Annotated in this window: 19 protein-coding genes; 5 read left to right on the top strand and 14 right to left on the bottom strand. The window is 69.0% G+C overall.

The annotated features are described in order from the left end of the window. Window positions 1–128: 128 nt before the first annotated feature. The gene (gltX, locus tag QOZ99_RS20795) at window positions 129–1,565 is read right to left on the bottom strand and encodes a glutamate--tRNA ligase (RefSeq protein WP_306891909.1); all 1,437 of its coding nucleotides are present in this window, start codon (window positions 1,563–1,565) and stop codon (window positions 129–131) included. Between the two features lie 281 nt (window positions 1,566–1,846). Between gltX and QOZ99_RS20790 the strand changes: the two genes are divergently transcribed. After that, window positions 1,847–4,519 carry a ComEC/Rec2 family competence protein gene (locus QOZ99_RS20790; RefSeq protein ID WP_306891908.1) on the top strand — a complete coding sequence of 891 codons (2,673 nt, stop codon included), beginning with the start codon at window positions 1,847–1,849 and terminating at the stop codon, window positions 4,517–4,519. Between the two features lie 257 nt (window positions 4,520–4,776). Here the strand turns inward: QOZ99_RS20790 and lexA are convergent, their stop codons facing one another. Then, a complete protein-coding gene (gene lexA / locus QOZ99_RS20785; protein ID WP_306891907.1) occupies window positions 4,777–5,484 on the bottom strand; it encodes a transcriptional repressor LexA in 708 nt (235 codons plus the stop codon). Between the two features lie 196 nt (window positions 5,485–5,680). On the opposite strand from lexA, the gene atzF reads away from it, so the two are divergent. Beyond that, window positions 5,681–7,507, top strand: a complete 1,827-nt coding sequence (gene atzF / locus QOZ99_RS20780; protein WP_306891906.1) for an allophanate hydrolase — start codon at window positions 5,681–5,683, stop codon at window positions 7,505–7,507. A gap of 39 nt (window positions 7,508–7,546) precedes the next feature. On the opposite strand, the gene QOZ99_RS20775 is transcribed toward atzF, so the two are convergent. The 9 genes from QOZ99_RS20775 to QOZ99_RS20735 form a co-directional block, all read right to left on the bottom strand. Next, window positions 7,547–8,239 (bottom strand): GntR family transcriptional regulator, encoded by a 693-nt coding sequence (locus tag QOZ99_RS20775; protein ID WP_306891905.1) that lies wholly within the window; start codon window positions 8,237–8,239, stop codon window positions 7,547–7,549. A gap of 152 nt (window positions 8,240–8,391) precedes the next feature. Next, window positions 8,392–8,781, bottom strand: coding sequence for an oxalurate catabolism protein HpxZ (gene hpxZ / locus QOZ99_RS20770; protein ID WP_306891904.1), 390 nt, complete (start codon window positions 8,779–8,781; stop codon window positions 8,392–8,394). 160 nt (window positions 8,782–8,941) lie between these two features. After that, a complete protein-coding gene (locus QOZ99_RS20765; protein ID WP_306891903.1) occupies window positions 8,942–10,183 on the bottom strand; it encodes a molybdopterin molybdotransferase MoeA in 1,242 nt (413 codons plus the stop codon). Between the two features lie 13 nt (window positions 10,184–10,196). Next, window positions 10,197–10,682 (bottom strand): cyclic pyranopterin monophosphate synthase MoaC, encoded by a 486-nt coding sequence (gene moaC, locus QOZ99_RS20760; protein ID WP_306891902.1) that lies wholly within the window; start codon window positions 10,680–10,682, stop codon window positions 10,197–10,199. Window positions 10,683–10,684: 2 nt separating this feature from the next. Beyond that, window positions 10,685–11,500: an indole-3-glycerol phosphate synthase TrpC gene (gene trpC / locus QOZ99_RS20755; RefSeq protein WP_306891901.1), complete on the bottom strand. Its 816-nt coding sequence runs from the start codon at window positions 11,498–11,500 to the stop codon at window positions 10,685–10,687. A gap of 11 nt (window positions 11,501–11,511) precedes the next feature. Continuing rightward, the gene (gene trpD / locus QOZ99_RS20750) at window positions 11,512–12,537 is read right to left on the bottom strand and encodes an anthranilate phosphoribosyltransferase (RefSeq protein ID WP_306891900.1); all 1,026 of its coding nucleotides are present in this window, start codon (window positions 12,535–12,537) and stop codon (window positions 11,512–11,514) included. 48 nt (window positions 12,538–12,585) lie between these two features. Beyond that, entirely contained in the window at window positions 12,586–13,194 is a 609-nt protein-coding gene (locus QOZ99_RS20745) for an anthranilate synthase component II (RefSeq protein WP_306891899.1), read from the bottom strand. Between the two features lie 138 nt (window positions 13,195–13,332). Then, a complete protein-coding gene (gene trpE, locus QOZ99_RS20740) occupies window positions 13,333–14,847 on the bottom strand; it encodes an anthranilate synthase component I (RefSeq protein ID WP_306891898.1) in 1,515 nt (504 codons plus the stop codon). A 12-nt stretch (window positions 14,848–14,859) separates the two neighbouring features. Continuing rightward, entirely contained in the window at window positions 14,860–16,749 is a 1,890-nt protein-coding gene (locus tag QOZ99_RS20735; RefSeq protein WP_306891897.1) for a peptidylprolyl isomerase, read from the bottom strand. 190 nt (window positions 16,750–16,939) lie between these two features. Here QOZ99_RS20735 and tpiA point away from each other — a divergent pair, with 190 nt between their 5' ends. From tpiA to pyrG, 3 genes are all read left to right on the top strand, one after another. Continuing rightward, a complete protein-coding gene (gene tpiA, locus QOZ99_RS20730; RefSeq protein WP_306891896.1) occupies window positions 16,940–17,695 on the top strand; it encodes a triose-phosphate isomerase in 756 nt (251 codons plus the stop codon). A 127-nt stretch (window positions 17,696–17,822) separates the two neighbouring features. Next, the gene (secG, locus tag QOZ99_RS20725; RefSeq protein ID WP_306891895.1) at window positions 17,823–18,215 is read left to right on the top strand and encodes a preprotein translocase subunit SecG; all 393 of its coding nucleotides are present in this window, start codon (window positions 17,823–17,825) and stop codon (window positions 18,213–18,215) included. A gap of 109 nt (window positions 18,216–18,324) precedes the next feature. After that, window positions 18,325–19,953 (top strand): CTP synthase, encoded by a 1,629-nt coding sequence (gene pyrG / locus QOZ99_RS20720; protein WP_306891894.1) that lies wholly within the window; start codon window positions 18,325–18,327, stop codon window positions 19,951–19,953. Window positions 19,954–20,133: 180 nt separating this feature from the next. Here the strand turns inward: pyrG and QOZ99_RS20715 are convergent, their stop codons facing one another. Genes QOZ99_RS20715 through QOZ99_RS20705 form a run of 3 tightly spaced genes read right to left on the bottom strand, consistent with a single transcriptional unit; the run spans window position 20,134 to window position 23,110 of the window. Continuing rightward, on the bottom strand, window positions 20,134–21,021 hold the full coding sequence (locus tag QOZ99_RS20715) for an ABC transporter permease (protein ID WP_306891893.1): 888 nt from the start codon (window positions 21,019–21,021) through the stop codon (window positions 20,134–20,136). Continuing rightward, window positions 21,018–22,034 (bottom strand): ABC transporter permease, encoded by a 1,017-nt coding sequence (locus tag QOZ99_RS20710; protein WP_306891892.1) that lies wholly within the window; start codon window positions 22,032–22,034, stop codon window positions 21,018–21,020. Before QOZ99_RS20710 ends, QOZ99_RS20715 begins: the two co-directional genes overlap by 4 nt. Beyond that, a complete protein-coding gene (locus tag QOZ99_RS20705; protein WP_306891891.1) occupies window positions 22,031–23,110 on the bottom strand; it encodes an ABC transporter ATP-binding protein in 1,080 nt (359 codons plus the stop codon). The genes QOZ99_RS20710 and QOZ99_RS20705 overlap by 4 nt, the downstream gene beginning before the upstream one ends. Window positions 23,111–23,192: the final 82 nt, after the last annotated feature.

Here is a 23,192-nt window from a genome sequence, read left to right as displayed (position 1 = left end):
TACCGGTTTCGTCCATCGCTCGCAAGCGCAGCGAAGGAGGTATTGAGCTGAGGCCGGAATCCTTGTCTATGCAGCCTTTCGTCCATTCGCAGGCGCGGTAGCGAGGCCCTCGTAAGGGCCCCGCGCGCTCAGGGCGCGGCAGTGCCCGTCGTCTGGTCGGCAAGGCGCGCCAGCGTTTCGTCCTTCCCAAGTACCGCCAGCACGTCGAAAATGCCCGGCGAGGTCGTGCGTCCGGTCACGGCGGCGCGCAGCGGCTGGGCGAGCGCTCCGAGCTTGACACCCTTTTCCTCCGCCACGGCGCGCACGGCGCCCTCGGTGGTGGCGGCGTTCCACTCGGCGAGGGTGCCCAGCCGTTCCGAGGCAACCGCGAGCAGGGCGCGGGCGTCCGTGGTCAGCAGCGCGCTGGCCTTGTCTTCGAGCGCGAAGGGCCGCGACTTCCAGATATAGGCGGCGCTGTCGATCAGCTCGACCAGCGTCTTGGCCCGTTCCTTCAGCCCCGGCATGGCGGCGAGCAACTGGGCGCGGCGGGCGGGGGTGAGCGCGGCCGCGATTTCCGCGCCCTCCGCCAGATGGGGCAGCAGCTGGTCGATTGCCGCGAGCAGTTCCTCGTCCGGCGTCGCGCGCATGTAGAGCCCGTTAATGCTCTCCAGCTTGGCGAAATCGAAGCGCGCGGCGGAACGGCCCACGCGGTCGAGGTCGAACAGCGTGCTCATCTCCTGCGTGGTGAAGATCTCCTGGTCGCCATGGCTCCAGCCCAGGCGCACCAGATAGTTGCGCAGCGCCGCCGGCAGGTAGCCCATGGCGCGATAGGCATCGACGCCGAGCGCGCCGTGGCGCTTCGACAGCTTGGCCCCGTCCGGCCCGTGGATCAGCGGGATATGCGCCATGGTCGGCACATGCCAGCCCAGCGCATGGTAGATCTGCGTCTGGCGCGCGGCATTGGTGAGGTGGTCGTCGCCGCGGATGATGTTGGTGACGCCCATGTCATGGTCGTCGACGACGACGGAGAGCATGTAGGTCGGCGTGCCGTCCGAGCGCAGCAGCACGAGGTCGTCGAGTTCCTTGTTCTGGAACACGACGCGGCCCTGCACGAGATCCTCGATCACCGTCTCGCCCTCGGTCGGTGCCTTGAGGCGGATCGCCGGCCGGGCGTTGGCGGGGTGGTCGGCGGGGTCGCGGTCGCGCCAGCGCCCGTCATAGCGCGGCGGGCGGCCTTCACGGCGGGCGCTCTCGCGCATCTCTTCCAGTTCGGCGGCGGTGGCGAAGCACGGATAGGCATGGCCGGCGGCGAGCATCTGCTCCACCGCCTCGCGGTGCCGCTCGGCGCGGGCGAACTGGTAGATGACGTCGCCCGACCAGTCGATGCCGAGCCATTTGAGCCCGTCGATGATGGCGTCGATCGCCTCGGGGGTCGAGCGCTGGCGGTCGGTATCCTCGATGCGCAGCAGCATCCGGCCGCCCTTGGCCCGGGCGTAGAGCCAGTTGAACAGGGCGGTGCGCGCGCCGCCAATATGCAGGAAGCCGGTGGGGGAGGGAGCGAAGCGGGTGACGACGGTCTCGGGCATGTTTCTTCCGTCTCGCGCCGGATGGGACTGGCGCGGCAAAGCGGGGCGGACGCGGCAAGGCGTGGCGGACGCGAGACGTGCGTGTACCATAGGTGGTCGACCGGGGAAAAGGCGATGCGCGGCCTTGTGAGAGGCCGATGCGGGCAGATGGCGCGCATATCGGGGCGGGGCCCGTGCAGGACGGTAGAGAGCGGCAGCCGGAACGGGCGCCGGAATGGGTGCCGCACCGCAGCGGCGGGCATGATGACCGTCCCGGTGGACGGCTGCCTGCCGCGCGTCCCATGGCGAGGGCGATCGCGCTTGCCACCGGCCGGCGGGAGCCGCTCCTTGCGCTCCGTCGGCCGCGCCTGCCCTCTCTGGACGGGCTGGTGCAGGGCTTCGCCCGCCTCCTCACGCGAGAAATCGAGGATCGCCGCGGCTTCCTGTTCCTGCCCGTCGCCGTGGCGGCGGGGGCCGCGCTCTATTTCGGCGCGCCGAACGAGCCTCTGCCCTATGCCGCGCCATTGCCGGCTTTGCTGTTTGCCGGCCTTGCCGTGCTGGCACGGGCACGGCCCTTCGCCTTCCACGTTCTCGCCCTGCTCGCGGCCCTCGCCGCCGGCTTCGCGCTGGCCTCCATCCAGGTGCAGCGCATGGCTCATCCGCTGCTGGCCGCGCCAATGGCCGGGGTGGAGATTGCCGGCTTCGTCGAGGCGGCGGAGCAGCGGCCGCGCGGCAGCCGGATCACGCTCGCGCTGACGCGCTTCGGCCGCCAGGCGCGTGCGGGTGAGGGGGGCGGAGTTGAGGGGGCCCGGCGCGCGGGTGAGCCGCGCGCGGGAGCCGGCCGGGCGAACGACGTGCCGCCGAAGCGCGTACGGGTGACGCTCGCCACGCGCGAGCCGCCGGCCGTCGGCGCCCATGTGCGGCTGCTTGCCAATCTCGCTCCGCCGCCGGGACCCGCCTATCCCGGCGGCTTCGATTTCGGCCGGGCGATCTGGTTCGACGGCATCGGCGCCACGGGCTTTGCCCTTGGCAAGGCGCAGCCGAGCCCGCCGCCCGGTGCGGCGCCGCTCGCGCTCTCCTTCGCCGCATGGCTGGGTGCGACGCGCGAATCGATCGCCGCGCGTATCCGGGCGGTGCTTTCGGGGGCGGAGGCGGGAATCGCCGTCGCCCTCGTCACCGGGTTGCGCGACGCGGTGCCGGAGGCGGTGGAGGAGAGCATGCGCGTTGCTGGCCTCTCCCATATCCTGTCGATTTCCGGCCTGCATATGGCGCTGGTGGCGACCACCGTGTTCTTCCTGGTGCGGGCACTGCTGGCGCTTGTTCCGGAGCTGGCGCTGCGCCACCCGATCAAGGCCTGGGCGGCGCTGCCGGCCGCGTTGGCGGCGACCTACTATCTGATGCTGTCGGGCGCCGAGGTGCCGACGCAGCGCTCCTATGTCACGACGCTCATCGTACTCGCCGGGGTGGCGCTCGGTCGGCCGGCGCTCACCCTGCGCACGCTGGCGCTGGCGGCGCTGGCGGTGATGACGCTGACCCCCTGGGCGATCCTCGATCCCGGCGCGCAGATGTCCTTCGCCGCCACGCTCGCGCTGATTGCGGCCTATGAGAGGTGGGGCCATCTCGTCACCGCGCCGGCCGCCAGCACGCCGGCGGGGCGCTGGCTTGGCCTGCCGGTGCGCTATGTTGCGGCGCTGGTGCTGACCTCGCTGGCCGCCGGGCTGGCCACCGCGCCCTTCGCCGCCTTTCATTTCCAGCGGCTGGCGCCGCTCAGCCTGCTCGCCAATCTCGCGGCGATGCCGTTGGTGTCCTTCATCGTCATGCCGGCCGGCCTTGGCGGCGCGCTGCTGCTGCCCTTCGGCTGGGACCGGCCCGCCTGGATCATCATGGGTTGGGGCATCCAGATGATGGATGCGATCGCCGATTGGGTCGCCGCCATGCCGGGGGCGGATCGCGGCATTCCGGCAATGCCGCTGGCCAGCCTCGGCCTGCTGAGCCTCGCCCTCGCGCTCGGCTGCCTGCTGCGCACAAGGTTGATTCTGGTGGTGCCGGCGCTGGCCGGCGCGGCGCTGATAGCCTATGCCGCCGCGCCGCATCCCGACGTGCTGATCGACCGGGACGGGCGCACCGTGGCGGTGCGCGGCGCGGATGGGCGCCTCGCCATCATGGGCGATCGCGACGCGGGGGTGGCCCGGCGCTTCGCGGTCGAGCAATGGCTGAGCGCGGAAGGCGAGCGCGGCCGCGCCGGTGCGGCGGATCTGACAGCGCGGGCCACCTGCGACCCGCTCGGCTGCACGCTCCCCGATGCACGGGGCGATCCCGTGGCGCTGTCGCGCAACCCGGCCTCGCTGGAGGAGGATTGCCGGCGCGCCATCCTGCTGGTGACGAACCAGCCGCCACCGGCCGATTGCGCGGCAACGGTGATCCGGATCGATCCGCGTCAGAGCCTCGCCGGCCAGGCCGTGTTCCGAACCGCGACAGGCGGCTGGCGGCTCGACGGCGATGTCGCGAGCGGCACGCGCCCCTGGCAGGCACCGGGTTCAGCGGCCCAACCCGCGATTTCGCTGGCGGTGCCCAAGGCCCTGTCACGTGCGGAAGACCCACATTCAACCGGGCCGCGTGCCGCCAATGGTGCGCCGCCATCATCCACGGCAGCCGAGCGCGCCGCGGCGCTGGACACGTATCTCGAAAGCCCCGCAGGTCTCGAAAACCCGACCGGTCTCGAAAACCCGACCGGTCTCGAAAACCCCGCCAGCCCCGATGTCGACAGGACCGGTATTCGGCTGCCGGCGGATGGCTCGCATGGCGTCAGGCAGGCTCCCCAACGACCCGCCGCCGACACTTCTCCTGCCCCTGATTTCATTGCCGGCAAATCCTCACCAGAAGAATCATCACCCGAAGAATCATCGGCGGACGATTCCCCGGCAGAGGAATCAACCGCCCAAAATTCACCGGTCACCGGCACGAACCGCGAATAGACGGCACTCGAATAGACGACATTCGAAAACATGGCAGTCCAAGAGAGCCACTTCCGCAGCCCCCCATTCGCGACGCCCAGCCGACGGCTTCGCCATCGAAAGCGGCGGCTCACAACCTGCCGCCGCCCCGCGGAGATGCGTCGACACGTACGCCCGAAACCCTCGGCCAGCGTCTCACGTCACCCCAGACTGCCTTTCGCAAGCACACCTGCCGCCGCCGCCGCCGCCGCCGCCCGACGCCGGCACGCGAGGGCGCCTCAGTAGCGGCGGAAAAGGCCGACCAGCCGTCCCTGGATGCGCACCCGGTCCGGCCCGAAGATACGGGTTTCATAAGCCGGGTTGGCGGCTTCCAGCGCGATGGACGCCCCCTTGCGGCGCAGGCGCTTCAGCGTCGCTTCCTCGTCATCGATCAGCGCTACGACGATCTCACCGGTATTGGCGGTCTCGCCCTTGCGGATCAGCGCGAGGTCGCCGTCGAAAATACCGGCTTCGATCATCGAATCACCCCGCACCTCCAGCGCGAAATGCTCGCCGCCGGCGACGAGGTCCGGCGGCATGTTGACGGTGTTGTCGCACGACTGGATGGCGGCAATGGGCGAGCCGGCGGCGATGCGGCCGACCAGCGGAACGGGCACCGCGCGCGGTGCCGATTCATCCTCCGGTGGGGGTGGGCGCTGGCGGCCGAGACCGCTGCCGCTGACGACGCTCGGCGTGAAGCCGCGTGCTGGCGTGGGGCGCGAGGGCTGGGCGTCCTCGGGCAGGCGCAGAACCTCAAGCGCGCGGGCGCGGTTCGGCAGGCGGCGGATGAAGCCGCGCTCCTCCAGTGCCGTGATGAGGCGGTGGATGCCGGATTTCGACCGCAGGTCGAGGGCCTCCTTCATCTCCTCGAAGGAGGGCGGCACGCCATCGCGCTTGAGCCGCTCGTCGATGAAGAGCAGTAGCTCGTGCTGTTTGCGGGTCAGCATGGATTTCGGTCCGTCCTACGGCGCAAAAGGAAACAAATCACGAACAAACACTATCCGTTCTTTTTGTGTTCCACAACCGGTAAAGGGACGCCTAATGCGCGCCACGCGGCTCCTCGAATCCGGCGCGGTGTATGCAATGGCTTCCGCTTTGCCTATCGGGCATGCATAATCGCGGGAGCTTCAGGAAAGGTGCGCTTTGATCGGAACCATTGCAGAGATTGTCGCCGCCCATCGCTCCGGGCGGGTGCGACCGGCCGAGACCGTGGCGCGATGCCTTTCGCTCATCGAGCGCCAGGACGACCCCGCCATCTTCACCACGCTGGCCGAGGCGGGCGCCATTGCGAGCGCGCTGAAGCAGCTGGAGGGGGCCGATCCGGCGAATCTGCCGCTTTACGGCGTGCCCTTCGCGGTGAAGGACAATATCGACGTTGCCGGCCTTCCGACGACCTGCGCCTGCCCCGAATTCGCCTATGACGCGACGCGGGACGCGGCGGCCGTGGCGCGGCTGCGCCGGGCGGGCGCCATTGTCATCGGCAAGACCAATCTTGACCAGTTTGCCACCGGCCTCAACGGCACGCGCTCGCCCTATGGCACCCCGCGCAACGCGGTGCGGGCGGATCTGGTGCCGGGCGGTTCAAGTTCCGGCTCGGCGGTGGCGGTGGCGGCCGGGCTGGTGCCCTTCGCGCTCGGCACCGATACGGCCGGCTCGGGCCGCGTGCCGGCGGGGCTGAACAACATTGTCGGACTGAAGCCGAGCCTCGGGCTCGTCTCCACGCGCGGCGTCGTGCCGGCCTGCCGCTCGCTGGACTGCGTGTCGGTCTTCGCGCTCACCGTGGCCGATGCGCTTGCCGCCACCCGCGTCATGGCGGCGCCCGATGACGCCGATCCGTTCTCGCGGGCCCTGCCGCTGGCGCCGGCCGGCAGCTTTCCCGCCCGCGCGCAGGTCGGTGTGCCGCGGGCGCAGGACCGCATCAGTTTCGGCGACCGGCTGGCGGAAGCGGCGTTCCGCGCGGCAGTCGGCCGCATGGCCAGGCTGGGCGCGACCATCGTCGAGATCGACATGGAGCCGTTCTTCGAGACGGCGCGGCTGCTCTATGAGGGGCCGTGGGTGGCCGAGCGCCTCGCCGCGGTCGGCGGGTTCCTGGAGGCGCGGCCGCAGGCCTTTCACCCGGTGGTGCGCGCCATCATCGAGCAGGGACGGGGGCTGAGTGCGGTGGATGCGTTCCGCGGCCAGTACCGTCTCGCGGAACTGCGGGTGCAGGCCCGCGAGGCGCTGACCGGGCTGGATGCGCTGATGGTGCCCACGATGCCGACCGTCTTCACGGTGGAGCAGATGCAGAGCGAACCGGTCAAGTTCAACAGCCAGCTCGGCGTCTACACCAATTTCGTCAATCTGCTGGATATGTGCGCCCTCGCGGTGCCCTCGGAAATCCGCCCCGATGGAGCGCCGGCCGGCATCACCCTGCTCGCACCGGCGGGACGCGATGCCCATCTCGCCGCGCTCGGCCTCGCGTTCCACGCCGATACCGGGCTGTCGCTGGGCGCGACCGGGGCGTCGCTGCCGGTTGAGCCGACGCTGCCGCGGCGGCCCGCGCCGGGCTTCTTCGAGGTGGCGCTGTTCGGCGCGCATCTGTCGGGTCTGCCGCTCAATGGGGAAGTGATCGAATCGGGCGGCGTTTTCGTGCGCGAAGCCCGCACGACGGGCGATTACCGGCTCTATCTGCTGCCGGAGGGGCGGGTGCGCCGACCCGGCCTGCTGCGCGGGCGTCCCGGCGCCGGCGCGGCGATCGCGTGCGAGATCTGGGCGCTGCCGGCGGCGGCGTTCGGCAAGCTGGTCGCCGGCATTCCCGGGCCGCTGGGCGTGGGCACCGTGCATCTCGATGATGGCTCGGATGTGAAGGGCTTCCTCATGGAAGCGGCGGCGGCCGAAGCGGCGCGCGACATCACGGTCTTCGGCGGGTGGCGCAATTTCCTCGCCGACGAGGCGGCAAGGCGGGCCGACAGCGCGCTGGCCAATGGCTGAGGCGCCCGCCGGCGAGGCAGAGAGCACGACGCCCGGCGATCAAACGCTCTGGGCGTATTGCTCGTAAGCGTCGTGGACAATGGCGATGTGATGGCGCATGGCAAGCGCCGCCCCATCCCGGTCGCCGCGCAGGATGGCGGTGACGACCCGCTCATGCTCGCTATGCGACAGCGCGAGGCGGCCGAGCGCGCGGAACTGGGCGCGGCGGAAGGGCGAGAGCCGCCGCCGCGTGCCAACCGTGATCTCGATGAGGTAGTCGTTATGGCTGCCGGCATAGATCGAGGTGTGAAACTGCTCGTTGGCCTCGCGATAGGCGGAAAAATCGCCCTGCCGCATCATCTCGCTCATGCCGGCATGCAGGTCCTCCAGCGCGCGACGCTCCTGCGGCGTCATGTTCAGCCCTGCCAGGCCCGCGCACAGCGCCTCCAGTTCCGCCATCACGTCGAACATGTTCTGCAGCCGCTCGACGGACGGGCGGGCGACGATGGCGCCGCGATGGGGCCGGCTGTCCACCAGCCCGGAAGCGGTGAGTTCGCGGATCGCCTCGCGCACTGGGGTCCGGGAAACGCCGAAGCGCGCGGCCAGTGCCGTCTCGTCCAGCGTGGTTCCCGGCGGTAGCCGGCCGCGGGTGATCTCGTCGGCCAGTTGCAGACGCAGTTCCTCGGTGCGCGTCACGCGCGGGGCGCGCGGCGAGGGGGCATCACTCCGGGGCCGTATGGGCAGGACGGACATAGGCAGCAGACTATCGCTTGGCATGAATCGCCGCGAGGAGATTGCCACGGCGCGCAGGGTTTATCACGTGATAGCGCGCGCGATGGCGGGCGGGCGATGGCGGGCACGTGATGGTGGGCACGTGATGGCGGGCACGTGATGGCGCGCGTGGCTCAGCCGGCCGGTTCGTCGATCAGGCTCACATGGGCGGCGACGACTTTCCACCCCTGCGGCGTGCGCATCCAGGTCTGCATCTGGCGGCCCAGCTTGCCGGGCGTGGAGGCGCGGCGGAACAGTGTCGCGGCCACCGCCATGTCCCGCCCATAGGTGGTGATCACCGTGCCGTCCAGCGTGCGCTCCAGTCCCACGGCCGAGCGAGCGGCGCGGAAGGCGCGGATGGCCTCGATGCCATAGAGATTCTCGGCGCCGCCATAGCGGATGGTGGTCGGGTGGTCCCAGAACAGTGCATCGAGAGCGGCGACGTCATTGCCGATCAGCGCGTGCTCATAGCGCGCAAAGGCCGCCTCGACCTCGGCCAGTACATCGGGAAGGTTGATATCCATCGGCGGTTCCCTGTTGGTGCGCCAGAACGCGCGCCGCTCGGACCGCGTGCCAATCGCGACCGGATCACGCGTTCCCCATCAATCGTTTAGAGCCAAATTCGATCAGCTTGGTTCAACCTCGTCGATACCGGCTCTAGCACACAGCCAGAGCGGCGCGCGGTCAATCCTCCAGCGGGAAAATCGCGCAGGGTTCGCCCGCGCGGGCAGCCGGGGCCTGCGGGGGGCGTACCAGCAATAGGTCGGCGCGGGCCAGCACGGACAGCATGGAACTGTCCTGCACGGGCAGCGGCCGCACGATCGGCAGCCCGTTGTCCCAACCGATGATCTCGGCGCGCTGGAAATCCATGCGCAGGTCGTTCGACCGGATGTCGGCGCCCAGCACGGCGGGCTGCAGCGGCAATCCCGCCGGCACCGCCAGCCCTTGCAGCGCACGGATCAGCGGCACCAGAAAAACCAGCGCGCACACATGGGCGGAAACCGGGTTGCCCGGCAGGCCGAGCACCCGCGTGCCCCCGGCGTCACGGGCGAGCCGGCCGAACATCAGCGGCTTGCCGGGGCGCAGCGCGATTTTGTGGATTTCCAGATCGACCCCCTGCGCGACCAGCGAAGGTGCCACGAGATCATGATCGCCGACCGAGGCGCCGCCGGTGGTGACGATGATGTCGAAGCCCGCGTCGAGGGCGGCGCGAATGCCGGCCTCGGTCGCCGCGCGGTCGTCGGGCAGGATGCCGAGATCCGTCACCTCGGCACCCGCGGCGCGGGCGAGGCCGGCGACCGAATAGACGTTGGAGAGAATCACCTGATGCGCTTCCGCCCCGGCGCCGGGGCGCACGAGTTCGTCACCGGTCGACAGCAGCGCGACGCGCGGACGCCGGGCCACCGTGAGTTCCGCCACGTCGGCCGAGGCGGCAAGCGCGAGATCGCGCGGGCGCAGGCGCCGGCCGGTGGCGAGCAGCACCTCGCCGGTGGCGAAGTCGCCGCCCGCTTTGCGGATGTGCCGGCCGGCCGTCGCGGCCTCGGTCATCGTGACGAGGTCGCCCTCGCGGCGTGTGTCTTCCTGGATGATGACGGCATCCGCGCCTTCCGGCAGCACCGCGCCGGTGAAGATGCGCACGGTGGTGCCGGGCTCGACGCGCCCGGGAAAGGGACGGCCGGCGGCGGATTCGCCGATCAGCCGCAGCGCCGCGGGCACTTCGGCGGCATCGGCGGCGCGAAGCGCATAGCCGTCCATGGCGGAGACATCGGCGCCGGGCGTGGTACGGCGGGCGATGACCGGCGCGGCCAGCACACGGCCCGCCGCTTGCCATAGGCTCACGCGCTCGGTGGGCCACGGCGCATCGCCGCGCGGCTGGGCGGTGGCGAGCAGCCGGGCCAGCGCCTCTTCGACCGGCATCAGTGCCATGGAAGCCTCCCTGCTAGGCGCCCTGCCAGTGGCCCGAGCGGCCGCCGGACTTCTCGAGGAGCCGCACGGCGTCGATGCGCATGCCGCGATCGACCGCCTTCGCCATGTCGTAGACGGTGAGGCAGGCCACCGAGACGGCGGTGAGCGCTTCCATCTCGACGCCGGTCTGCCCGCTCGTGCGCACCGTGGCGCGCACCACGAGGCCGGGGAGGCTGTCATCCGCCTCGATCTCCACGGCGACCTTGGACAGAAGCAGCGCGTGGCAGAGCGGGATCAGCTCATGCGTGCGCTTGGCGGCCATGATGCCGGCCAGCCGCGCGGTGCCGATCACGTCGCCCTTCTTGGCATTGCCGGAGAGGATGAGCGCGAGCGTCTCGGGCTGCATGCGCACCGCGCCTTCCGCGATGGCGACACGGTCGGTTACGGCCTTGTCGGCGACATCCACCATGTTCGCCGCGCCGGTGGCGTCGAGATGGGTGAGGTGGGGCTCGTCCGCCATGGTCAGCCGGCCGCCCGGGTGCGGGCGGGCGGCGCCAGCAGCGCGCGCGTCGCCTCCGCCACGTCCGCCTGTCGCATCAGGCTCTCGCCGACGAGGATGGTGCGGATATTGACGCGGGCGAGGCGGACTATGTCGTCCGGCGTGAAGATGCCGCTCTCGCCGACAATGACGCGGTCCGCCGGGATGCGCGGCGCCAGCCGCTCGGAGGTGGCGAGCGTCACCTCGAAATTGCGCAGGTTGCGGTTGTTGACGCCCACCAGCCGCGACGGCAGCGCGAGCGCCCGATCGAGTTCGGCATCGTCATGCACCTCGATCAGCGCGTCCATACCCAGGCCCTGCGCGGTCTCGATGAGGTCGCGCGCCAGCGTGTCGTCGACCGAGGCCATGATGACGAGGATGCAGTCGGCACCCCAGGCGCGGGCCTCGAATACCTGGTAGGTGTCGTGCATGAAATCCTTGCGCAGCGCCGGCAGCGAGCAGGCGGCGCGGGCGCGGGTGAGGAATTCCGGTGCGCCCTGGAAGGACGGCGTGTCGGTCAGCACCGAGAGGCAGGCGGCGCCGCCCGCCTCATAGGCGCGGGCCAGCGCCGGCGGATCGAAATCGGCGCGGATCAGCCCCTTGGAGGGGCTGGCCTTCTTGATCTCGGCGATCAGCGCGGTGTGGCCGTCCGTGATCTTCGCCTCGATGGCGCGCAGAAAGCCGCGCGCGGGCGGCTGCGCCTCGGCGGCGGCGCGCACCTCATGGAGCGGGCGCTCGCGCTTGGCGGTGGCGATTTCCTCGCGCTTGTAGGCGGCGATGGTTTCGAGAATATCGGCCATGCGGGTATCCCTCAATCCGCCATCACGGCGGCGGAAACCGCCACCAGCCGGTCGAGCGCGGCTTCGGCGTTTCCGTTGGCAAGGCTCGTGCGGGCGATCTCCAGCCCCTCGCCAAGGGTCTCGGCGCGGCCGGCCACGATCAGCGCGGCGGCCGCGTTGATCGCCGCGACATCGGCATAGGCGCTGGGCTGGCCGGCCAGCACGGCGCGCAGCGCGCCGGCATTCACCACGCCGTCGCCGCCCTTGAGGTCGTCGGGATTGGCACGGGCGAGGCCGAATTCCTCCGGCGCGATCTCGAAGGTGCGGATTGCCCCGTCCTTCAACTCGGCCACATAGGTCGGCCCGGTGGTGGTGATCTCGTCGAGCCCATCCGAACCGTGCACCACCCAGGCGCGGGTGGAGCCCAGCGTGTTCAGCACCTGCGCGATCGGCTGCACCCAGCCGCGGGCGAACACGCCGACCATCTGCCGCCGGACGCCGGCCGGGTTGGACAGCGGGCCGATCAGATTGAAGATGGTGCGCGTGCCCATTTCCACCCGTGTCGGCCCGACATGCTTCATCGCGGGATGGTGGGCGGGCGCGAACATGAAGCCGATGCCGGCTTCCTCGATGCAGCGGGCGATCTGCGCCGGGGTGAGGTCGATCTTCACGCCCAGCGCGGTGAGCACGTCGGCCGCGCCGGACTTGGAGGACAGCGCGCGATTGCCGTGCTTGGCCACTGGCACGCCGGCGCCGGCGACGATGAAGGAGGCGCAGGTCGAGATATTGTAGGAGCCCGAGGCGTCGCCGCCCGTGCCCACCACATCGACCGCCTCCGCCGGGGCCACGACCTTCAGCATCTTGGCGCGCATGGTCGAGACCGCGCCGGCAATCTCTTCCACATCCTCGCCACGCACGCGCAGGCCCATGAGGATGGCGCCGATCTGCGAGGGCGTGGCTTCGCCGGACATCATGACATCGAAGGCGAAGGCCGCTTCGGCCCGGGAGAGCGTGGCCCCGGTGGCGATCTTGCCGATGACGGCTTTCAGGTTCTGCATGTTCCCGGCTTCCCCGTTGCCCGCGTGTTTTCGTGACGATCCGGCGCGCTACGCCGCGCGTGCGCGGCGCGGCCCCTCGTTCCAGGCGCGCGCCAGGTCGAGGAAGTTCTTGAGGATCGTCTGCCCATGCTCGGAGGCGATGCTTTCGGGGTGAAACTGCACCCCGTGCACCGGCAGTTCCTTATGTGACAGGCCCATGATCAGACCGTCATCGGTCTCGGCGGTGATGGCGAGCGAGGGGGGAAGCGTCTCGCGCTTCACGATCAGCGAATGATAGCGCGTCGCCTGGATCGGCCGGTTAATGCCGCGGAACACGCTCTCGCCCTTGTGCTTCACCTCGGAAAGCTTGCCGTGGATCGGCACCGGCGCGCGCACCACCTCGCCGCCGAACACCTGGCCGATGGCCTGATGGCCGAGGCACACGCCGAATACCGGCACCCCTTCATCGGCGGCGCGGGCGATCAGGTCGAGGCAGATTCCCGCCTCGTTCGGGGTGGCGGGGCCCGGCGAGATGACAATGGCTTCGGGCTTCATCGCCAGCGCTTCCTCGACGGTGAGCGTGTCGTTGCGGCGCACCTCCACCTCGGCGCCGAGCCCGCCGATATAGTGGACGAGGTTCCAGGTGAAGCTGTCGTAATTGTCGACGAGAAGGATCATCGCGCGTCTTTCCGCCGGTTTCATTCCGGCTCAAAAGCTCTAGGGGGTGACGTGGCGCGGGGTCAAGCCGCGCCGGCCGGCGTTTCGAACTCCGCCGGCCTCACCATCGCTCAAGGCGCGCGTGTTTCCTCATCCTTGTCACTGCCCCCGTCCCGTGCGGGCGGCGAAGCGCACCGCCTCCTCGCCGGCGCGGAACAGGGCCTTCGCCTTGTTCACGCATTCCTGCAATTCGCTGGACGGATCGGAATCGTAGACGATGCCGGCGCCCGCCTGCACGTGCATCTGGCCGTCCTTCACCACGGCGGTGCGCAGCACGATGCAGGTGTCCATCTCGCCATCTGCGCCGAAATAGCCGATGGCGCCGGCATAGATGCCGCGCTTGTCGCGCTCCAGTTCGTCGATGATCTCCATCGCGCGCACCTTCGGCGCGCCCGAGACGGTGCCGGCCGGAAAGCCGGCGGCGAGCGCGTCCAGCGCGTCGTGCTTCGGGTCGAGGTCGCCCTCGACATTGGAGACGATGTGCATCACCTGACTGTAGCGCTCGATGAAGAAGCTGTCGGTGACATGCACCGAGCCGATCTTCGCGACGCGGCCGACATCGTTGCGGCCGAGGTCCAGCAGCATGAGATGCTCGGCGCGCTCCTTGGGGTCGGCCAGCAGTTCGTCCTCCAGCGCCTTGTCCTCATGCGGCGTGGCCCCGCGCCGGCGCGTGCCGGCAATCGGGCGGATGGTCACGGTGTTGGCCCGCAGCCGCACCAGGATTTCCGGCGAGGAGCAGACCAGCGAGAAGCCGCCGAAATTGAAATAGACGAGGAACGGCGCCGGGTTGATGCGGCGCAGCGCGCGGTAGAGCGAGAACGGCGGCAGGGTGAATGGCGCGTCGAAGCGCTGCGACAGCACCACCTGGAAGATGTCGCCGGCGCGGATATATTCCTTCGCGCGCTCCACCATGGCGAGATAGGTTTCCGGCGCGGTGTTGGAGACCGGCTCGACCGGCAGGTGCAGCGCGTCCTCCGCCGCCTGCGCGGGCAGGGCGGCCTCAAACGCGGCGACGATCCTGTCCAGCCGCTCGCGCGCGCCCTCATAGGCGGCGCTGGCCGACAGGCCGGCGACAGGACGCACCGGGCTGACGACCGTGACCTCATCGCGCACCGTGTCGAACACCACCATCACCGTCGGGCGGATGAAGATGGCATCGGGCACGCCGAAAATATCGGGCTTGGCGTCGGGCAGGCGTTCCATCTGCCGCACCATGTCATAGCCGAGATAGCCGAACACGCCGGCCGCCATGGGCGGGGCGCCCTCGGGCAGGTGGATGCGCGATTCGCCCACCAGCTTGCGCAGCGAGACGAGCGGCCTGTCCGGACAGGGCTCGAAGCGCGCGGGATCGCTCGCCGCCTGCCGGTTGATCTCGGCCGTCTCGCCCCGGCAACGCCAGATGATGTCGGGATCGATGCCGATGATCGAATAGCGGCCCCGCGTGGCGCCGCCCTCGACCGATTCGAGCAGGAAGCTGTTGGCCCGTTCGCCGGCGATCTTGAGGAAGGCCGAGACGGGGGTTTCGAGGTCGGCGACGAGAGTGGTTGTCACCACCTGGGCGTCGCCGCGCGCATAGGCGGCGGAAAATTCCGCGAGATCGGGCGTCAGGCTCATGGCGCGGCTCTGTCAGTTCACCCGGTCCGAGCCGACGATCTGGTCGACGGCGGCGCGGTTGATGCGGGTGCCCAGCTGATCCTGCAGCGCGACCAGATATTCGGTCAGCAGGTCGTTCTGCATGTTCTGCTTGAGATCGGCGAGCAGGCGATCATTCGGCGGGGCGTTGGCGGGAACCGAGCTGCTGAGGACATGGAACAGGATACGGCTGTCTCCACCCTCCGCGAGCGCACTGCCCACGCTGCCCTGCGCGGTGGCGAACACCTGGTCGAGGATTTCCTGCGGCACGCCGTCGGCGGCCTTGGCGCGAGTCAGGCCGTTGGCGGCACGCAGTTCGAGGCCGGCATCGCTCACCGCCTTGTCGAAGGCTTCGCCGGCCGCGACCTTGGCCTTGATGTCCTCGACGCGCTGGTCGAGCGCCTCGGCGGTCTTGTCCTGCTTCCAGCGGTCGAGCACCCGGGCCCGCGCCTCCTCGAAGGTGCGGTCGCGCGGCTGGGTCACGCCCTCGACCTCGTACCAGACATAGCCGCCATTCTCGGGCAGCTGGACGGGATCGTTCTCCGCCCCGACCTCGGCGGCGAAGGCGCCGCGGAGAACCTCGGCGCGGGCAGGCATGTCGGCGATGGTGGCGCCGTCCGGGGTCTGGCCCTGGGCGTCGGTGTCCAGGCTCTGCAAGGTCAGGCCGAATTTGGCGGCGACCTCGGAAAGCCTGGCGCCGCCCGCCCGCTCATCCTCGATCTGATCGTACTTCTGCTGCAGTTCCCGGCGTGCCGCATCGAGCCGCAACTGCTGGGTGATGGCGGGTGCCACTTCCTCCAGCGGCTTGGTCGTGCCCGGAGTGATGGTGCCGACATGCACGAGGAGCGGGCCGAAGCGGCCCTCGATCACGCCGCTGGTGCCGTCCGCCGGCAGGGCGAAGGCGGCGTCCGCCACCGCCTTGTCGAACAGGTCGCCGCGCGTCACGTCGCCAAGCTCGACATCCTTCGGCTCCAGCTTGCGTTCCGCGACGATGTCGGCAAACGGCGTGCCGGCGGCGATGCGGTCCGCCGCGGCCTTGGCCTCCTCGGCATTGGGGAACACGATCTGCTGCACCACGCGCCGCTCGGGCGTGCCGTAGCTGGAAAGATTGGCGTCATAGGCCGCCTTCACCTCGGCGTCGGTGACCGGCTCGGCGGAGGAGAGCGCCTGCGGCGTGAGCGCCAGCACCGCCACCTTGCGGAATTCCGGCGCGCGGAAGGCGACCTTGCGGGCGTCGAAGAACGTTCGCAGTTCGTCATCGGTCGGCTCGGCGGGCAACGTCACCGCGGCGGCCGTCAGCAGCGCGTAATTGACGGAACGCATCTCGCTGCCATAGCGGCCGATGGCATCCTTCAGTACCGCCGGCACGGCGATGGCGCCGCCGAGCGACTGGATGAGCTGCTGGCGCTGGGCAAGTCGCCGCTCGGCATCGACGAAGCGCGCTTCGGTAAAGCCGTTCTGCCGCAGCAGCATGGCGAAATAGGCGGGATCGAAGCTGCCCGAGGGCCCGAAGAAGGCCGGATTGGCCTGCACGCGGCGGGCGATCTCCTCATCGGAGAGCGCGAGGCCGAGCGTCTTCGCCTCGTCATCCAGCGCCGCCTCGCCGAGGCGCTCGTTCAGCACCTGCTCGGGAAGCCCGAAGGCGCGCGCCTGGTCCGGCGTGATGGCGCGCTTGATCTGCTGGCTGATCTGTTGGAGCCGCTCCTGGTAGAGCTGCTGGAACTCCGGAACCGTGATCTCGGTCGAGCCGATGGTCGCGAGCGTCTGGCTGCCGAAGCCACGGAACACGTCGGCGATGCCCCAGATGCCGAAGCTGATGATCAGCAGGCCCATGAGGATTTTGGCGATAATTCCGGAAGCGCTCTTGCGCAGCGTCTGCAGCATCGATCTTCTCGTTAGGCGTCTTTTGGGCGAAAGGCCCGGCGCGCGAAAGGCGCGCATAATAGGGACGCCCCTCCGGCGCCGCAACGCCGGACATGCGCTCGTTTGCCCCTTCGCCGGCTTCTTTTAACGCCGCGTCAGTCTGCTATGAGGGATTGATTGAGGTTTTTGAGGTGAGGGGTAACGAAAGCCAATGGCAAAGCGTCGGCCGCTGGTGGCGGGCAACTGGAAGATGAACGGCGTGAAGGCGTCGATCGCCGAGTTCGGGCGCATATGCGAGGGCTATGACCATGCGCTGCGGGCGAAGGTCGATCTTCTGGTCGCGCCGCCCGCGACGCTGCTCTCCACACTCGCGGTGGTCGCGCTCGGCTCGCGCATCGCCATCGCCGGGCAGGATTGCCATCCCAATCCGAACGGCGCGCATACCGGCGATCTTTCGGCGGAGATGATCGCCGATACCGGCGCCAGCGCGGTTATCGTCGGCCATTCGGAGCGGCGGGCCGATCATGGCGAGACCGATGCCCGGGTGCGCGCCAAGGTGGAGGCCGCCTGGAGCGCGGGCCTCACCGCCATCGTCTGCATCGGCGAATCGCGCGATGAGCATATTGCTGGCCGGACGCTTCAGGTGGTGCGGCACCAGCTCACCGCCTCATTGCCCGAGGGCGTCACCGGGGCGGACACCGTCATCGCCTATGAGCCGATCTGGGCCATCGGTACCGGCCTCACCCCCACCACCCACGATATAGCGGAGGTGCACAAGGCGATTCGCCATGCGCTGGTGGCGCGGTTCGGCGCGCAGGCGCAGGCGGTGCGCCTGCTCTATGGCGGATCGGTGAAGCCGGAGAATGCCGGGGAGATCCTCAGTATTGCCGATGTGGACGGCGCGCTGGTCGGCGGTGCGAGTCTGAAAGCGGATACTTTTCTTCCCATCGCGCGTGCCTATCTATAAGCCGCTACAACGAGCCGAACGAGCGTTGCGCGCCCGGCTGGAAACGCCGGACACAATCGTGTAGGAACGCGCCGATCATCGCGGTGGGCTGAGCCGGTCCGCCGCCGAACGAGTTTGAAGGCCCCAGATGCAGACCGTAATCATCGTCATCCATCTCATGGTCGTGCTCGCCCTGATCGGCGTGGTGCTGATCCAGCGCTCGGAAGGGGGCGGTCTCGGCATTGGCGGCGGCGGCGGCGGTGGCGGCGGCTTCTTCAGCGCGCGCGGCACGGCCAATGTGCTGACCCGCGCGACGGCGATTCTCGCCGGGCTGTTCTTTCTCACCAGCCTGGGCCTGACCGTCCTCGCCGGCTGGGGCCGTGGCCCGGCCACCATCTTCAACGTTCCGGGGCAGAGCGCTCCCGGACCGGCGGTGCCCGGCGCCCCGGGCCCCGGCGGCTCCGTGCTCGACCAGCTCAAGGGTGCCCAGCCGGCGCCGCCCGCCGCCCCGGCGGTACCGCAGGTTCCGCAGTCGCAGTGATTTCCGCGCGGCCCCTATGCGGCCGCGTCTCACTTTTCGCAGGCGATGAGTCCGATCTACCCGGCGGGCTCTCGTCGAATCGCGTTTTTGCAGCTAGAAACCGTATTCCATGGCGCGCTATATCTTCATCACCGGCGGCGTCGTGTCCTCGCTCGGCAAGGGCCTCGCTTCCGCCGCTCTCGGTGCATTGTTGCAGGCCCGTGGCTATAAGACCCGGCTGCGCAAGCTCGACCCTTACCTGAACGTCGATCCGGGCACGATGAGCCCGTATCAGCACGGCGAAGTGTTCGTCACCGATGACGGTGCCGAGACCGACCTCGACCTCGGCCATTACGAGCGCTTCACGGGGCGCCCGGCCACCCGCTCGGACAACATCACCACCGGGCGCATCTATCAGGACATTCTCGCGAAGGAGCGGCGCGGCGATTATCTCGGCGCGACCATCCAGGTGATTCCCCACGTCACCAACGCCATCAAGGAGTTCATCCTTGCCGGCAACGAGGCCTACGACTTCGTGCTGGTGGAGATCGGCGGCACGGTGGGCGACATCGAGGCGATGCCGTTCCTGGAGGCCATCCGGCAGGTCGGCAACGAGCTGCCGCGCAAGCACTGCATCTATATCCACCTGACGCTGCTGCCGTTCATCCCCTCCGCAGGCGAGCTCAAAACCAAGCCGACCCAGCATTCGGTGAAGGAACTGCGCTCCATCGGCATCGCGCCGGACATCCTCCTGTGCCGCACCGACCGCGAGATTCCGCGCGAGGAGCGCCGCAAGCTCGGCCTGTTCTGCAATGTGCGCGAAAGCGCGGTGATCGAGGCGCGCGACGCCGACAATATCTATGCCGTGCCCTCCGCCTATCACGAGGCCGGGCTCGACACGGAAGTGCTGGCGGCCTTCGGCATCGAGCCGGCGCCCGAGCCCGACCTTACCCGCTGGAACCGGGTCGAGACCGGCATCCGCAATCCGGAAGGGGCGGTGACGATCGCCATCGTCGGCAAGTACACGGGCATGAAGGACGCCTACAAGTCCCTCATCGAGGCACTGGCCCATGGCGGCCTTGCCAATAATGTCCGCGTCAATCTCGACTGGATCGAGAGCGAGATCTTCGAGCGCGAGGATCCCGCTCCGTTCCTGGAGCATGTGCACGGCATTCTCGTGCCCGGCGGCTTCGGCCAGCGCGGGGCCGAGGGCAAGATCCGCGCGGCGCAGTTCGCGCGCGAGCGGCGCGTGCCTTATCTCGGCATCTGCTTCGGCATGCAGATGGCGGTGATCGAGGCCACGCGCAACCTTGCCGGCGTCGCCCATGCCAATTCCACCGAGTTCGGCCCGACCGACGAGCCGGTGGTGGGCCTGCTCACCGAGTGGCTGCGCGGCAACGAACTGGAGCGGCGCGGCCTCGACGGCGATCTCGGCGGCACGATGCGGCTCGGCGCCTATCCGGCCGAACTGGCCGCCGGCAGCCGTGTGTCGGATATCTACGGCTCGACCACGATTTCCGAGCGCCACCGTCACCGCTACGAGGTGAACCTTGCCTATCGCGAGCGGCTGGAAGGTTGCGGCATGCTCTTCTCCGGCATGTCGCCGGATGGGCTGCTGCCGGAGATCATCGAATATCCGGACCATCCCTGGTTCGTCGGCGTGCAGTTCCATCCCGAGTTGAAATCGCGCCCGTTCGAGCCGCACCCGCTCTTCGCCTCCTTCATCGGCGCGGCGGCGGTGCAGAGCCGGCTATTCTGACCGGCCGCGACGACGGCAAGATGTAAAAAAGGGCCGGATCACTCCGGCCCTTTTTGATTCGCGCTGTGTGAGAGGAGCGGGGCGGGGGCAACCGGCGGCGGCTGCGTTTCTCCTCGCCCCCGCAATCGCCGCCCCGCTCGACCCTCAAGCCTGCACCCGCCGAATCCCGCCGCGCCGGCCTCAGGCCGGGGCGGGGGAGGGCATGCCCGCGAGTTCCTCCTCCTCCGCCGCCTGGGCCGCGCGCTGGCGCTGCACGGCGGCGGCATCGGCGCGGCGCTTCAGGATCTCGTAGACGATCGCTCCCAGCACGGTGACGGCGACGATGATGACGGCCAGCGCGCTGATGGCGGGCGTCGTCCCCTGTCGCATCCGGCCGGCCAGCACGGTGGTCAGCGTCTTTTCCGCGAGGATCGAGAAGGTGGTGGTGTTGTAATTCTCGAAGGAGGAGAGGAAGGCCAGCACCGCCGCCGAGAACAGCGCGGGTTTGAGGAAGGGCAGCAGGATGTGGAAGAACACCTGCGGATAGGAGGCGCCGAGATCGAGCGCGGCTTCCTCCTGCGCGCGGTCGAAGCGCTGCAGGCGGGCGAGGATGATCAGCATGCAATAGGCGGAGATGAAGCTCGCCTGCCCGAACACGGTGAGAATCACGCCGTCATACAGGAAGCGCGTGCCGGTCTGCCCGGTGAACTGGCGCCAGAACACTACGGTCGAGATGCCGATGATGATGCCGGGGGTGAGCACCGGCGAGACCACCACGAGATAATAAAGCGATCGCGCGCGGGGGGTGATCTGGGTCATCACGATGGCACCGGCCAGTCCGATCGGCACCGAGATGCACACGACGAGAAGGCCGATCCACAGGCTCATCTTCAGCCCGTACATCATGTCCTGGTCGGCAAAAAGCTTGCCGAACCAGTCCAGCGTGAAGCCCTCGAACGGCCAGACCTGCGGATATTCCGGGGTGTTGAAGGCGGAGGCCCCCATCACCGCCAGCGGCCCCAGCAGGTAGATGAAGAAGATGGCGATGTAGAGCGCGAACAGGATGCGCTGGAACGGGCTGACCGTCATCGCGTGATCTCCCCGAGACTGAGCCGGAAGGCCTTCAGCACCACCAGTACGAAGACGATGCAGGTGACCAGCAGGATGAGCGCATAGGCCGCCCCCTGCGGCCAGTTGAAGGCCTGGTAGAAGCGGTCATAGACGATGGGCGTGAACCACAAGGTGCGCGGCCCGCCGAGCACCAGCGGGGCCGCCAGCGCGCCGGCGGTCAGCATGAAGACCAGCGTGCAACCCGAGGCGATGCCCGGCTTCGAATGCGGCATCACGATGAAGGCGTGAATGTGCCACCACGGCGCGCCGAGATCGCGCGCCGCCTCGATCTGGTTCTTGTCGAGGCTCTCGATGGCGTTGTAGAGCGGAAAGATCATCATCAGCAGATAGGCGTAGCTGAGGCCCATATAGAGGCCGATATCGGCCGCCAGGAAATCGAACGGCTCGCTGGTGATGCCGGATCCCATCAGCAGCTGGTTGATGATGCCCCCGGACGACAGCAGCACCCGGAACGCGAAGGCGCGCAGGATCTCGTTCACCCAATAGGGAATGATCAGCAGCAGCAGCAGCATCCTCAGCCGCGCCAGCGTGGCCGACTGTGCCATGTGGAAGGCGAGCGGGTAGCAGATCACGAAATTGAACGCCGTGATGACGACGCTCACCCCGATGGTGAGGAAGAAGGCCTTGATGTGGATCCAGTTCCACTCGGCGGTCGAGGTGGTGGAGCCAAACAGGAAGTAGCGGTAATTCTCCAGCGTGTAGAGGTCCTTCGGCCCCCCCATCTGCGCCGGCGGCAGCTTCGGGCGGAACGACATGTCCACCATGGCGAGTTGCGGCAGCAGGATGATGAAGAAGGCCCAGAAGCCGACGGCGACCACGAGGTAAAGCCCGATGGCGAGCCCGTTGCGCTGGAAGAAGCCCGGCCCGGTGGCGGCGCCGGCGCGGCGCTCATAGGCGGATAGCGCGACAAGAACCAGCGCGGCGACGAGCGGCAGGCCGATGGTGAGGGTCAGTCCGCCAATGCCGCTCATGCGCGCTCCGGGCGCTTGAGCAGCAGGCCGTCCTGCGGCGCGAAGCCGAGGCAGAGCATCTCGCCGGGCGCGGGCAGGGCGCTGCCGGCCCCCAGCGTGGCGGTGATCTTCTGGCCCGTCCGCACCCGCAGCGTCACATGCGTCACGCTGCCCTCATAGGCGACGTCGAGCGTCTCGGCCTCGAAGCCCGATCCGTTCGCCTGGCCGTCATGCCCCAGTCTCAAGGCTTCCGGCCGCACGAATAGCAGCGCCTCCTCGCCGGCGCCGAGCCCCACCGGGTTGCGGCCCTTGAGCAGGCCGAGCGGGGTTTCCAGCGTCGCGAACCCGTCGGCGACCTGCGTGATGCGCCCGCGGATCTGGTTGTTCTCGCCCACGAAGGCGGCCACGAAAGGCGTGCGCGGCTCGGCATAGACAGCCCGCCCGTCGCCGACCTGCTCGATCACGCCGGCATTCATGACCGCGATGCGGTCCGACATGGTCAGCGCCTCGCCCTGGTCATGGGTGATGTAGATGAAGGTGATGCCGACTTTCTTCTGGATCGCGCGCAATTCGGTGCGCATGTGCTGGCGCAGCTTGAGATCGAGCGCCGAGAGTGGTTCGTCGAGCAGCAGTACCTTCGGCTCCACCGCCAGCGCGCGCGCGATGGCGACGCGCTGCTTCTGCCCGCCCGAGAGTTCGGCGACGCGCTTGTGGCCGTGCTCGGTGAGCGCCACCTGGATGAGCAGGTTCTTCACCTTCTCGTCGCGCTCGTGCCGGGGCACGCCGCGCACGCGCAGCCCGTAGCCGATATTCTCCGCCACGCTCATCATGGGAAACAGGGCGAGGTTCTGGAAAATCAGGGCGGTGGGACGGCGGTTCGGGCCGATGCCCTTCATGTCCTGCCCGCCGATGCGCACGTTGCCATGCGTGGGTTCGATGAAGCCGGAGATGGTGCGCAGCAGCGTGGTCTTGCCGCAGCCGGACGGGCCGAGGAACGAGAAGAATTCGCCCGGCTCGATGGTGAGGTTGGCTTGCCGGACGGCGACGAAGTCCCCGAAGGTGACGTTGACGCCCTCAAGCTCGACAGCTGCGGCCATGCGGATTTCCTGAAACTGCGAACGCCACGGAAGGACCCGCGCGTCGACCCGCCGCCGCGCGCAGGCCCGTTGCGGGCTTCTG

Source organism: Ancylobacter amanitiformis (assembly GCF_030814815.1).
Taxonomy (GTDB): Bacteria; Pseudomonadota; Alphaproteobacteria; order Rhizobiales; family Xanthobacteraceae; genus Ancylobacter; species Ancylobacter amanitiformis.
Note: the sequence above shows the minus strand (reverse complement) of the source record. Positions and strands in the feature narration are given on the sequence as shown.